Annotated in this window: 10 protein-coding genes; 8 read left to right on the forward strand and 2 right to left on the reverse strand. The window is 40.2% G+C overall.

Features of this window, described 5'->3' with window-relative positions; translation table 11 throughout:
- Positions 1–220 precede the first annotated feature (220 nt).
- The 6 genes from htpG to creD all read left to right on the forward strand — a co-directional run bounded on the left by htpG (position 221) and on the right by creD (position 5,946).
- Complete coding sequence (gene htpG, locus ACO6S2_RS04740) at positions 221–2,113, forward strand: molecular chaperone HtpG (protein ID WP_422361374.1); 1,893 nt, start codon at positions 221–223, stop codon at positions 2,111–2,113.
- A 128-nt stretch (positions 2,114–2,241) separates the two neighbouring features.
- Positions 2,242–3,063, forward strand: coding sequence for a toxin-antitoxin system YwqK family antitoxin (locus ACO6S2_RS04745; RefSeq protein ID WP_422361375.1), 822 nt, complete (start codon positions 2,242–2,244; stop codon positions 3,061–3,063).
- A gap of 47 nt (positions 3,064–3,110) precedes the next feature.
- Entirely contained in the window at positions 3,111–3,587 is a 477-nt protein-coding gene (locus ACO6S2_RS04750) for a GNAT family N-acetyltransferase (protein ID WP_422361376.1), read from the forward strand.
- 71 nt (positions 3,588–3,658) lie between these two features.
- Positions 3,659–4,276, forward strand: coding sequence for a hypothetical protein (locus tag ACO6S2_RS04755; RefSeq protein ID WP_422361377.1), 618 nt, complete (start codon positions 3,659–3,661; stop codon positions 4,274–4,276).
- Positions 4,273–4,563, forward strand: a complete 291-nt coding sequence (locus ACO6S2_RS04760; protein ID WP_422361378.1) for a winged helix-turn-helix domain-containing protein — start codon at positions 4,273–4,275, stop codon at positions 4,561–4,563. Before ACO6S2_RS04755 ends, ACO6S2_RS04760 begins: the two co-directional genes overlap by 4 nt.
- A gap of 42 nt (positions 4,564–4,605) precedes the next feature.
- On the forward strand, positions 4,606–5,946 hold the full coding sequence (gene creD, locus ACO6S2_RS04765; RefSeq protein WP_422361379.1) for a cell envelope integrity protein CreD: 1,341 nt from the start codon (positions 4,606–4,608) through the stop codon (positions 5,944–5,946).
- Between the two features lie 51 nt (positions 5,947–5,997).
- Here the strand turns inward: creD and ACO6S2_RS04770 are convergent, their stop codons facing one another.
- On the reverse strand, positions 5,998–7,407 hold the full coding sequence (locus ACO6S2_RS04770) for an aldehyde dehydrogenase family protein (protein ID WP_422361380.1): 1,410 nt from the start codon (positions 7,405–7,407) through the stop codon (positions 5,998–6,000).
- A gap of 188 nt (positions 7,408–7,595) precedes the next feature.
- Here ACO6S2_RS04770 and ACO6S2_RS04775 point away from each other — a divergent pair, with 188 nt between their 5' ends.
- Positions 7,596–8,381: a hypothetical protein gene (locus ACO6S2_RS04775; protein WP_422361381.1), complete on the forward strand. Its 786-nt coding sequence runs from the start codon at positions 7,596–7,598 to the stop codon at positions 8,379–8,381.
- Here ACO6S2_RS04775 and ACO6S2_RS04780 read toward each other — a convergent pair.
- A complete protein-coding gene (locus tag ACO6S2_RS04780; protein ID WP_422361382.1) occupies positions 8,378–11,305 on the reverse strand; it encodes a DEAD/DEAH box helicase in 2,928 nt (975 codons plus the stop codon). The two genes, ACO6S2_RS04775 and ACO6S2_RS04780, sit on opposite strands and share 4 nt — an antisense overlap.
- Before the next feature lie 197 nt (positions 11,306–11,502).
- On the opposite strand from ACO6S2_RS04780, the gene ACO6S2_RS04785 reads away from it, so the two are divergent.
- Positions 11,503–13,911, forward strand: coding sequence for a bifunctional UDP-N-acetylmuramoyl-tripeptide:D-alanyl-D-alanine ligase/alanine racemase (locus tag ACO6S2_RS04785; RefSeq protein ID WP_422361383.1), 2,409 nt, complete (start codon positions 11,503–11,505; stop codon positions 13,909–13,911).
- Positions 13,912–13,964 lie beyond the last annotated feature (53 nt).

Here is a 13,964-nt window from a genome sequence, read left to right on the forward strand (position 1 = left end):
TATAGGAATACCAATAACACAGTGTTTACCCATATTCTCAACTAGATACTCTACTCTGCATTGGTTCGTGTCCTCACGAACCACACATCTGCCAAAAAATCCTAATCCGCTGACAATCTGTCGCGGATTTCTTGTTTATTGGCTTTGGAATGGCATTTGATTAGACACCCATCACCGGAGCAATCCGATCAAAATTTAATTCATTAAATAAAAATATATCATGCAAGAGAAAGGTAATATTTCGATTCACACCGAGAATATTTTCCCCATCATCAAGAAATTTCTTTATTCAGATCATGAGATCTTCTTGAGAGAATTAGTATCCAACGCCGTAGATGCTTCTCAAAAATTGAAGCAGCTGTCAGGTATGGGTGAGTATAAAGGCGAACTTGGCGATTTGACTGTTGATGTAAGCTTCGACGAAAAAGCAAAGACCATTACCATTTCTGATAAGGGTATCGGAATGACCGCTGATGACATCAAAAAGTACATCAATCAAATTGCTTTCTCAGGAGCAACTGAGTTTGTGGAAAAATACAAGGACAAAGGTGACGAGCAGCAGATCATTGGGCACTTTGGCCTAGGATTCTACTCTGCCTTTATGGTTGCTGATAAAGTAGAGATCAATTCTCTTTCTCACGTGGAAGGTTCGGAAGCTGCCAATTGGATTTGCGATGGTAGTACCGAATTTGAAATCACTGCTGGTACTAGAAAAGAAAGAGGTACGGACATTATTCTTCATATCAATGAAGAATCTGAAGAGTTCTTGAATCAAGCAAGGCTCCAGGGTATTCTTTCTAAATATTGTAAGTTCTTGCCAGTTGAGATCAAGTTTGGCCAAAAGGATGAGAGCATTCCTGACGGTGAAGACAAAGATGGTAAGCCTCAATACAAAACTGTAAAAAAGGACAACATCATCAACAATCCTACGCCACTTTGGACAAAGTCTCCATCGGAGTTGAAAGATGAAGATTATTTGGCTTTCTACAGAGAGCTATATCCAATGTCGGAAGAACCTCTTTTCTGGATTCATCTGAACGTAGATTACCCATTCAACTTGACTGGTATTCTTTACTTCCCGAAAGTAAAGAACGAACTAGAACTTCAGAAGAACAAAATTCAATTGTATTCTCGTCAAGTATTTATTACAGATGAGGTTAAGGATGTAGTGCCTGAATTCTTGATGTTGCTTCACGGTGTGATTGACTCGCCTGATATTCCGTTGAACGTGTCAAGAAGTTTCTTGCAGGCCGATGGAGCAGTAAAGAAAATCAATACTTACATCACTAAGAAAGTGGCTGACAAATTGAACGAACTGTTCAAGAAAGATAGAAAAGCTTTCGAAGACAAGTGGGAGAACATCGGATTGTTCGTGAAGTACGGCATGTTGAGCGATGAGAAGTTTTACGATAAAGCCAAGGACTTCGCTTTGTTACAAAACACGAACGATGAGTTCTTTACTTTTGATGAATACAAGGAGAAGACTTCTGCGCTACAGAAAGACAAAGATGACAATCTGGTTTATCTGTATGCCACTGAGCCAGCGAAGCAGCACGCGTTCATTGAGTCAGTGACAAATAAGTCATACGATGTATTGAAGTTTGATGGACCATTGGATAGCCACTTCATCGGTACCTTAGAGCATAAGCTAGAGAAAACGCAACTTAAGCGCGTTGATGCTGAAACAGTAGATAAATTGATTGACAAAGATGAAAAAGTTGAATCTGTTCTTTCTGACAAGGAGAAAGAATCAGCTAAGGAGCTTTTTGAAAAGGCAATTGATGATAAAAATTCAACAGTAAATGTAGAGTCATTATCACCAGACGAAATGCCTGTGATAGTAACCATGCCTGAGTTTATGAGAAGGATGAAGGATATGCAGAAGCAAGGAGGAGGCGGTATGATGATGATGGGCGATATGCCAGATCAGTATACCGTAGCGGTAAATGCAAATCACCCATTAGTTTCTAAGATCTTGAAGGCGAAGAAGGCTGAAAACAAGGAACAATTGGCTCGCCAGGCCTATGACTTGGCATTGCTTTCTCAAGGATTGTTAGAAGGGTCTGCTTTGACTAGTTTCATCAAGCGATCTGTGGCGATCAGCGCGGAGTAATTTTTCAGGCCTAAGGCCTATTTTAGATAGATATAAACCTCTAGGTGTAGCCTAGAGGTTTTTTATTTACACACATCTTTATAGCTTTGAATTTGGCAATGAATGAAATCGATTGTCGTTCAAAATTTATGATCAAGAGCTTATTACCATACTGTCTTTTATTTTTTCTTGCTGCGTTCACATTTGAATCGCAGTCACAGGATTATACTGAGGATGATTTCGAATCTCAGTATGAAAAGCCGCTGACAGTAGATTTGGATGCTACAGATCTGGAGAGCATTCTCGAACCAAAAAAGAAAAAGCCCAAACGGAATGTCTTTTATGGGAAAAAGACCAGAAAGGGGTTTACCAGACAGGGCTTTGGTGGAAATACGGTCACAGAGTTGTTTACAGTGCTCAAGGTTTATGAGGATCCCCTGCCCTATGTGAGAGATATCTACTGGTATGATTTTAGAAAAAGAAAGATTATAAGATCTCGAAAGATCAATAAAGACAACGCCGGCATACTTCATGGGCCATACAAAAAAATGTTGGGTGATCAGGTGATTGAAGAAGGTATATTCTATATGGGTACCAAACATGGCCGATGGTCTACCTGGAACAAGCACAACATTCTGCAGACCAAAGAAAAGTACTACAAAGGATGGCCTAAGGAATCTTTGGTGGCCTACCACAACAAAGAAAAAAAGCAATTAGAAGAAATCATCCCGATTCACTTTGGGGAGAAAGAAGGTAACTATTATGCCTTTCACAAAAGTGGTAATTTGGCTGCTGTAGGTGAATACCACTTCGATCACAAAGTGGGTCTTTGGCGAGAGTACTATGACATAAGAAATCGAAGAAAACGCGAGATCTTCTATTCCAAGGATCCGTTTGATGATGAGTTTAGCCCGTACATTATAAGGGAGTGGGATAAGAGGGGGAAGCTGATCTACGAGCGTAAGGAATAACCATTATTCTCGTTGGGCGTAATCTATAAACATCTAAAAAACACAAAGTGAGTAGCATTTCTATCCGTCCCGCAACCCAAGAGGACTTACCTATATTACACGAATTTGAGCAAGGGATCATCACAGCAGAGAGGCCTTTCGACCCAACCTTAAAGCCAGACCCAATCAATTATTATGACTTGAAAGCGTTGGTCGAATCAGATCGGGCGTCGGTCATTGTGGCCGAAGATCAGGGACAGCTCGTTGCCTCTGGCTATGCGAATATTGTTGAAGCCAAAGATTTTTACAAACATACGAGGTATGCCTATTTGGGATTTATGTTTGTAAAACCCGATTACAGGGGCAAAGGCATCATCACTCAAATATTGGATGAATTGAAGAGCTGGAGCAAGGCTAAAGGCATCAATGAAATTCGTTTGGAAGTATATAGTGAAAATGATCCTGCCGTTCGTGCCTATGAAAAGGCAGGCTTCAAAAAGCATATGGTGGAGATGCGAATGGACATTTCCCGTAAATCAGATTAACAAAAAATTGTAAATTCTTTTCATTACAATAATTTGTCAATACATTTACTTTGTAATTCAAAGTACTTTTAATGAAAAAAGAAAAATATAAAGAGGATCTTGAAAGCATAAGAGACATTATGGTTCGATCTTCTCGATTCATTTCCTTGAGCGGCTGGTCAGGCGTTTCTGCAGGAATAGTTGCCTTGGCAGGGGCATTTGGCGCCTACCAGACGGTATATACCAATCAAAACTATTTAGGGTTTAGGTCGGCCGATTTAGCGCCAGAAAGCCTTTGGACTCTTCTGATGCTTGCCATAGTGACACTTGGATTATCTTTAGGGCTTGGTATTTATTTTACAACCAGGGCAGCCAAAAAACAAGGACAAAATATCTGGGATCATCAGACTAAAAGGTTGTTGACGGCTTTGGCGATTCCGCTGGTAGCGGGAGGCTTATTGTGCTGCATTCTTTTGTCGAAGGGCTTCGTGGGGTTGGTTGCTCCTTTAACTCTTGTATTTTATGGCTTAGCACTAGTGAATGCTAGTAAGTATACCCTTACAGAAGTCAAAAGTTTGGGGTTAATTGAGATAGTACTTGGTTTGATGGCTACCTACTATATAGGGTTTGGGTTGTTGTTTTGGAGTATTGGTTTTGGAGTTGTGCACATCATATATGGTATAATGATGGAGGTCAAATATAGATCGTGAAAGACATATTAAAAGATTTGAACAAGGCGTTTGAAAACAAGGTGAGGCTTGGTATTATGTCTGCGCTTGTAGTAAACGAAAATTTGGATTTCAATGCGCTAAAGGAACTCTTGGCAGTTACAGATGGTAATCTGGCAAGTCACCTCAAATCCTTGGAGAAAAGCAAATACATCTCTTTTCAAAAGGAGTTTCTTGGACGGAAACCCAATACAAAATATTCGGCCACTAAAGCAGGTCAAAAGGCTTTTGTCTTGCACATCAAGGCCATTGAGAAACTATTGCAATAAATTTTTTTATAACTATACTTTGTAATTCAAAGTACTTTTAATATGATTATGAATACTGAAAACTCAATTTTTGAAAAGCTGAACAACTGGATCAAAAATTCAGTGATGCTTAAACTGCTGACAATTACTATTTTGATGTTGCTATTGCTCATACCTACCTCTATGATCGAATCTATCATAGGAGAGCGAGAACAGCTCAATATGGAGGCAACTGCTGAAGTAAGTTCTAAATGGGCAGGTCAACAAGAAATCAATGGGCCGATTTTGACCATTCCGGTATTGTATGAGATAAATAAGGAAGACAAGAAAGAAGTGGTTACCCGATATTGGCACATTCTTCCTGAAAATCTTAATATCAAAGGTGAAATTATTCCTGAAAAACTTCGGAGAGGAATATATGAAATTGTGGTGTACAAATCTGATATTTCTGTGACTGGCGACTTTGTTTTAGACCACCATTTAGATCAAACACATCTCACAGAGATTCAATATGATCGAGCTTTTCTAACCATTGGGGTTTCCGACTTGAGGGGAATAAAAAGCCAGATGGAATTTAAGTTAAACAAAGATATTTTACGAGTGGAGCCTGGTTCAAGAGTATCCCAACTTATCTACTCCGGGGTAACGATTGACTTGCCTAACTTAACAGCTGGGCAGGACTTTGATTTTGAGTTTACACTCGACCTGCAAGGCAGCCAAAATATGACATTTGTGCCTATTGGAAGTACCACAAAAGTGCAGGTGTCCTCCGCCTGGAGTTCCCCCAGCTTTAATGGTAACTTTCTGCCAGATTTCCGAGAAGTGAATACCGAGGGTTTTACGGCCAACTGGAAAATACTGCAACTGAATAGAAATTTTCCTCAATCGTGGACAGGTTCTGATCAAGCGGGCAAAATGCAAGCTGCAGCATTTGGTGTTGATTTGATTCTTCCGTTGGATGACTACCAAAAATCAACGAGATCAGCTAAATATGGCGTGATGACCATTGCACTCACCTTTTTGATTTTTTTCTTGGTCGAAATTCTGTACGAAAGAAAAATTCACCCCTTCCAATACGTGCTCGTAGGACTCGCACTTTGTTTGTTTTATGTGTTGCTGGTATCTATTACTGAGCATTCGGACTTTAATACAGCTTATGGTATATCCACGTTTGGCATTGTTACTATGGTAACACTGTACTCTTTGAGCATTTTCAAAGTAAAGAAATTGGTGTTGATGTTGGTGGCAACCTTGTCTGGAATCTACGGTTTCCTATTTGTCACCTTGCAGTTAGCTGACTTTGCACTTCTGATGGGAAGTATTGGGTTGACGCTGATACTCGCAGCTACGATGTATTTCACAAGAAATATCAATTGGTACAATCTTAACATTGACAAAGACTAGTCTTTAACAAAGTGTTCGTAGGTGCTACGATCAACCTACGAACATTTTTTATTAAAACCACTTAATCAAAAAATTCACTACCCATTTTTTAAACCCATTAAAAGGAGGATAGAAGAGTAAGGCGTTAGTTAGTCCTATACGTTGACTAAGGACTGACTTTTGATTCGAGAATTCCATAAATCCATATTTGCCATGGGACTTTCCTATTCCGCTGTGATTCACTCCACCGAAGGGTAAATTAGGATGTGCATATTGAACCACTACATCATTGATTACCATAGAACCAGCCGATGTTGCTTGAGTAATTCGCTTTTTCATTTTACCACTTCTGGAAAAGAGGTAAAGCGACAATGGCTTGTCATTTTTATTGATGTGATCAATTACCTGGTTGATGTCATCGTATACTTTCATAGGCATGATCGGACCAAAGATTTCTTCCTGCCAAATGCGATTGGATTCATCTATATTCGAGAGTAGGGTGGGTTCGATAAATTTTTCTTCCGCCTTATGTTTGCCACCAAACTCGATATGGGCACCTGATTTTTGAGCCTCTTCGAGCATTTCTACCAATCGATTGGCATGTTTTACATTGACCAATCGAGAATAATCATTGGTTTTTTCCATGCCTTCGCTTTGGCTGTCAAAGAGTTGGGCGACGTATTTTTTAGCTGAAGCCACAAACTTGTCTTTGACCTTTTCACTGATGAAAATATAATCTGGCGCAATACAGGTCTGGCCATTATTAGTGAATCTGCCCCAGACAATTTTGCGAGCGGCATCATCTGCATTGGCGGTTTCATCAATGATCACCGGAGATTTGCCGCCGAGTTCGAGGGTTACAGAGCTTAGATTCTTTGCTGCTGCACCCATTACGATTTTTCCTACGTTCGTGCTGCCCGTGAAGAAAATGTGATCAAAAGGTAATTCAAGCAAAGAAGTCGTCTCAGGTATTGCACCTTCTATCACGGTCACCACATCCGGCTCAAATACATCTTCCACCATTTCTTTGATCAACTGAGAAGTAGCTGGTGTGTTTTCTGAGGGTTTTAGAATGGCCGTATTTCCTGCTGCAAGGCAAGAAGCTAACGGACTACCAATCAGATTGAAAGGAAAATTCCATGGTGCAATAATCAAACAAACACCCTTAGGTTCAGGTTGAATTTTTCCTGACGTGCCGAGATAGGTGAGTCCCGGTGAGACTCGTTGTGGGCGAGCCCATTGGTGAAGGTGACTCAGGGCATCGTTGATTTCTGTGGTGACCGTAAATATCTCAGAGATGTCGGTGTCTGTAGCTGATTTTCTAAGGTCAGCATGCAGGGCCTCTCGGATGTTGTTTTTGTTATTTAGAATCCAGGTTTTAAGTGCTTTCAGTCTTTTTCTTCGGTTATCGATGGGTTCTGTTCGAAGCTCCAAGCTCCTAGATTTTTGTTTATCAAATTGGGACTGAAAGGGATTAGACATAGAGATGTTTGTTTAATAAGTAGTCAAGAAAGATAATGAAGACAAACCACATATAGAATTTGTTTATGTAATGACCTCAGATATTCTGCCAAAATCATTGCTGAATACTGCCAATAGCTGATTTTCATTAGTTTGTTTGTTAACAATTACGTAACATTGAATTAACATTAAGAAAATTAAAACTCACGATGAAAAAAGCCCTTATCGGATTGATGCTTTTGACCTTGCATGCGACCATCTCGCAGGCCACAGGAGATAAGTACCTATCCAATGATACGAAGTTGGGACTATTCATCCGATCTGAGTTTGACAATCTGGATGCTGAGGAGGTAAAATCCTATGAGGAGCGCTATACAATACTGCTTGACAAGTTGAAAGAGAAGCAAGCTTCGTCAAAATCTGATGTCTTGTTTCTCAAGTATGTTTTTTATACTGTTCACCGTAAAATGCTTGGTCAATACGAGCAATATGTGACTTTCAGTGAGATTTTTAAGAAAGAAAGAAAATACGATTGCGTCACAGGCACGGCCCTTTATGCCTTGATTTTAGATGACTTAGGTATAGATTTTCAAATTCATGAAACAGACTATCATGTGTATTTGGTGGCCTTGTCCGGAGGAAAGGAATACCTGTTTGAGTCTACTGATGCTTTGGCTGGCTTTGCTTGGGATCCGAAGGAAATTGACGAGCGTAGAGCTTTTGTAAATAAGGAATCTTTAAGAATCAATACCGAATTGACTATGACCGGGCTGGCCAGTAATGAAGAAACTCAGCAGGGAGCCACTTATATAGACAATGTAGTAAATCTTCGGCAGCTTGCAGGGCTACATTACTATAATCAGGCGTTAAAGCAATTTAATACCAGTGATCATAAAGCGGCTTACAAGATGATCATTATTGCTCAGGGAATTTACCCGAGTCAACGAATAAAAAATGCCAGCACGTTGATGTTTTCAGCTGCCTTTGAGGATTAGTCCAGTAGCCCGGCGATATCATCTTTGGTCAGTGTTTTCACAAAGCTTTCTTCAGTAGTTATCAAGTCATCGGCTAGTTTTTGTTTGCTTTGTTGCAGCTTCAAAATTTTCTCTTCCACCGTGTTTTTCGTGATGAACCTGTATGTGAATACTTTGTTTTTCTGACCAATTCTATGTGCCCTATCTATGGCCTGAGCTTCAATAGCAGGGTTCCACCATGGGTCGAGTAAGAAGACATATTCTGCTTCCGTCAGGTTGAGACCCAGTCCACCGGCTTTTAGCGAAATCAAGAATACTTTAATGCTTTTATCATTTTGGAAATTCTCCACTTCTTTCTGTCGGTCTTTGGTACTACCATCCAGGTAAGAGTATTTTATATTTTGCTCTTCCAGATAATTGGAGACTATTTTTAGGTGTTTCACAAACTGCGAGAACACTAAAATTTTGTGATTCTTGTTGATGGCATTTTCCAGCATATAGCTGATATCCTCGAGTTTGCCAGAGTCCTCCTTGTATTCTTCATCAGCCAGGTAGGGATGATTGGCTATCTGACGCAACTTGGTCAGTCCCTGCAAAATCATGAACTGAGATTTGCCGATGCCACCCGTCTCGATTTCATCCATGATCTTGTCTCGATAGGCCGATTTCACTTTTTCATAAGCTTCCTCCTGGGCCTCAGACATGGTGCAATAGCGTACATTTTCTATTTTTTCCGGCAGGTCTGTAGCCACTTGAGATTTGTGTCTTCTCAGCAAGAACGGCTTGATGATGGTATACAGCTTCTTGGTTTTCTCTTCGTCATTTTTCTTCTCAATAGGTTGCTGGAATTGATTTTTGAAGAAAGACTTTGCTCCTAATAGACCTGGATTTAGGAAGGTCATCTGCGACCATAAATCCATGGTTGTATTTTCAATAGGCGTGCCAGTCAAAATTAATTTGTAAGACGAATTCAAATCTCTTACGCACTTCGAAATGTTAGACTCCGGGTTTTTGATTACCTGCGATTCATCCAATATGATGTAATTGAAATGAAAATCAGCTAATAAGTCTATATCCTGCCTGATCAGTCCGTAAGAGGTAATAACTATATCATAGTTGGCGAATCGTTTGGTATCCTTGTTTCTCTTTACGCCTGTGTAGTTCAATATTTTAAGTGCAGGTGTAAATTTTTCAGCTTCCTTCTCCCAGTTGTAGATCAGCGAAGTAGGCATTACCAAAAGACTGGTTCCATTGTCTTCTCCCTCATGTACAGATTGCAATAGGGCTAAGGTTTGAACAGTCTTACCAAGACCCATGTCATCCGCCAAACATCCGCCTAATCGGTATTCGTTCAGAAACTTCATCCAATTGAAGCCGGCACGCTGATAGGGTCTAAGTTCCCCTTTAAAACCGGCTGGGATATCATAATTTTCAATGGAGTCAAAATCTCTCAGTCGTTCTAGTTTGTTGGTCAGTTGGAGGTGGGCTAAGTTGGACTCATCCAAATCTTTGACTAGCGATATGTGATGTTTCTGAAGTTGAAGGGATTCTTCCTCTCCGACATCAGCAAATGCCATCAGTTCTGAGTATTGCGTAAACCACTCTTCCGGAATAACTGCTATTTCTCCATTAGGCAATTCTATTTCATGCTTTTTCTTCAGGATATAATTTCGGATGATGTGAAATGGAATTTCGAATTCCCCAAACTTGATCACCGCATGAATGTCAAACCAGTCAATATTCTCTTTGATTTCAACCGTCATTTCTGACTTGCCCAAGAAGTATTTCTTTTCGCCCTTGCCGTTTTGTTTGAGGGTGATACCAGAGTCTTCCAGCAGTTTTTTTGTACTTTGAATCCAGGAGAATGCTTTGGCAGTTTCCATGGTAGATCGGGCATGCTTCAAAGGAAGGCCTGTGTCAGAAAGAAAGGAAACAAACTTCTTCTCTTTATCCAGGTTCCTCTTTATCCTGTGGAACGTGTAGTTATCGTCCTCTTTTTCTACATGCACACTTACCTCTTTCATGTGCTCTGCACTATAGTGATGATCACCATAGTTGAATTTCAATTCGAATAGAATCTTTGATTCTACTTCAACGGTGCCGTTGCCATTGGAGTCGAACAACTCCATTGAATTACCATTAGACGCCAATTCAGAAAAATAAAGCATGGGTTTAACCTCTGAGGTTTCGGTTTTGATGTCAAAACCTTTGGCATACACGTCAAAAGAAGCCACCAGTGGCGCAACGAATTTGTGGTAATAGTTGTCTTCTATTTTTTTTGGTATCGCAATAAATTTCTTCTTCAGGAATGGTTTGATTTTATTGGCATCTACATTCTTTTGAAAGCTGTATAGCTTGTCTTCTACAACGATATAGGCCGGGTCGTTGCACAGGATGTAGGCTCCTTTGTATTGAAATTCTACTTTCTCGTCTCCATATTTTATTGTGGGGAAGTAGTGTGTGTTTTCTTCGTTTCTTCGAAAGTGAAAAAGCACAGTGGCTTTCTCATTGAGTACTTCAATTTCTTTCCAGGCGGGTTCTCCATCATTGCCCATTTCGAACAACCGCTTGCCATGCATCAAAGGCATAATTTTAGCACGTCTGCGCTCTACATAGTTTTTAATTTCTTGTTGTGCATGCTCGTCTCCAGCTTGTTCGTCGAAACACTTGAGAAAGAAATCATCGGGTTTGGATTTCTTTCGGTCGTATTTCTTAGCCACTACATCCGGTTGCATGGAATCCATCAGTTTGATCAGCTCATAGTCGTTTTCATCAAGTCCTTTATCAAACTCTCCTGCGTTTTTTGCAGAGATGTTTTGATGAGAGAAAGTAAGCCTTCCTTCTCCATCGAGTTGAATCACAAAAGACTCGAACAGATACCCCAAATATTGGTGCTCAAATAGGGTGTAAATAATTTGAAAAGGTTGACTAGGAGATACTTTCATATTGACGAATGCAAAAGGTCAATTTAACGATAATTCTTAATGGACTAAACTTTGCAAGTTAATCGAATTGAGATAACTCAAAAGCGAAAAGGATGAAAATATTCGATACCATTTTTGTAAAATTTTGTAAGTAAATTAGGTCGTTTGTCGAGCCTTCGATGGTGGTTGGTATAATCATTTAAATATTTTTTGTTTCTATGAAGTTTAGTGGATTAAGTAAGAGCTGTAAGGGGAAGATGTTGCAACTACCATTGGATATTCAAATTCAGGGATTGGCATTCGACTCTCGTCAGATATCCGTACGCTCAGGTGTGGTGTTTTTTGCCATTGCTGGTCAGAATCATGATGGACATCAATTTATCAATGATGCTTACGACAAAGGGGTCAGGCTTTTCGTTATTGAAAAAGAGGTAAAACTAAAAGCTGATGCCTCCTACTTTTTGGTGGAAGACGCCATTGCAGCCATGCAAGGCCTTGCAAAAACACATAGGGCGGAATTCAACTATCCGGTCATAGGTATCACAGGAAGTAATGGCAAAACCATTGTAAAAGAATGGCTAGCCCAGATGCTGGATGATCAATTTGATATTGTAAAAAGTCCAAAAAGTTTTAACTCTCAATTAGGCGTACCGCTTTCGGTTTGGGCGATGGGTGAACACCATAATTTGGGAATCTTCGAAGCCGGCATCTCCGAAGTAGATGAGATGGAGCGATTGCAACAGGTGATTCAGCCTACATTGGGGATTTTTACCAACATTGGAGAGGCCCACAATGCAGGCTTCAAGGACTTGGCAGAAAAGGCAAAGGAGAAAGCCAAGTTGTTCAGCAATTGTCAAAAAGTGGTCTATTGTGCCAAGCATGAGCTAGTAGAAAAAGTCCTTGAGACCACAGTATCTGATTCTACTCAACTCATTTCTTGGAAAGTCACCGATCAAAAAGGAAAGAAGTATGTACTCGATGTGCTGAACAGTTCTTTCACTTTTTACTTGAAATATGATGATCCCGCATCAGTAGAGAACATTCTCCATTGTACGGCCATGTTGGTGGCCTTGGGATATGATCAGGAATTCATTCAACTCAGATTGAACCGGCTGTCCTCTATCAAAATGAGATTGGAGATGAAACAGGCGATCAATAGGTCGTATGTGATAGATGATACTTACAACAATGACTTGTATGGTTTGGAAGTTGCACTCGATTTTCTGACCAGACAAAATCAACGCTCTAAGAAAACAGTCATATTATCTGACTTGTATCAAACGGGTTTGTCAAGTGATGCCTTGTATCAAAGAGTGAGTGAGTTGCTGCAAAAGCACAATATCCAGAAGTTTATTGGTATTGGTAAAGAAATTATTCAATCAAGTTCCAAGTTTCACATTCCATCTAAATTCTATCAGACTACAGAAGAGTTCTTAAAGGCTGGTTACTCGCCAAATGACGAAATCGTATTGGTGAAGGGTGCTAGAGATTTTGAGTTTGAATTGATTGTAAATAGTATGGAACAAAAAGCCCACGGCACCATACTTGAGGTGAACCTTGAAAACCTCATTCATAATCTCAACTACTACAGGAGTAAACTAGAGCCGGAGACTAAAATAATGGTGATGGTGAAGGCATTGGCATATGGCGGAGGTAATTTCGAAATAGCCAATCTGTTGCAATTTCATAAAGTAGATTATTTGGGTGTGGCTTATGCAGATGAGGCGGTAGAGCTTCGGAAAAATGGTATTCATATTCCTATTATGATTATGAATGTATCGCCGACTTCTTTTAGACTTTTGAAGGAATATAATCTAGAGCCTGAGATCTATAGTCTGGATCAATTGATCGATTTTCTGGACTATTATGAGAACATGCAGGATCTACCGGCTATTCACATCAAGCTGGAAACTGGCATGAACCGACTGGGTTTTACCGAGAGCAATTTGCAGCGGCTCATTGAGCAACTCAAACTCAATAAGCATCTGAAAGTGAAAAGTATTTTCAGTCACTTGGCAGGTAGCGAAGACCCACGACATGAAGATTACACCAGGCAGCAGGGTGAACGGTTCGAAAGAATGAGCCAATCCATTATGGAGAATTTGTGGTATACGCCGATGAGACATTTGGTCAACACAGGCGGTATAGCCAATTACTCAGATTTACATTTTGATATGGTAAGGCTAGGGATTGGATTGCATGGTTTCGACCCCACGCAGTCCGAGCAAGGCCAATTAAAAATTGTCAGCACGCTCAAGTGCAATGTTTCTCAGGTGAAAAAAATTGCAGCAGGGGAATCGATAGGCTATGGAAGAAGTGGTTTTGCCAAGGCAGATACAACGATAGCCATTATTCCTATTGGCTATGCAGATGGCTATTTACGAGCATTTGGCAATGGAACTGGTCACATGATGATCAACGATCAACTGGTACCTACCATCGGTAATGTCTGCATGGATATGACCATGGTTGACGTTACAGGTTTGGAGGTAAAATCTGGTGATGAAGTGGTCGTTTTTGGCGAAAAACCGAGTATTAGCGCGTTGGCCGAATGGATCAAGACCATTCCTTACGAGATTTTAACGAATGTGAGCCAACGAGTAAAGAGGGTCTTCTTAAGTGAATAATGCATTTTAGGCTGCGTGAAAATACGGATTGAAGGCCGTTTCGGATGATTCTA

Source organism: Reichenbachiella sp. (assembly GCF_965233835.1).
In the GTDB taxonomy this organism is placed as follows: domain Bacteria; phylum Bacteroidota; class Bacteroidia; order Cytophagales; family Cyclobacteriaceae; genus Reichenbachiella.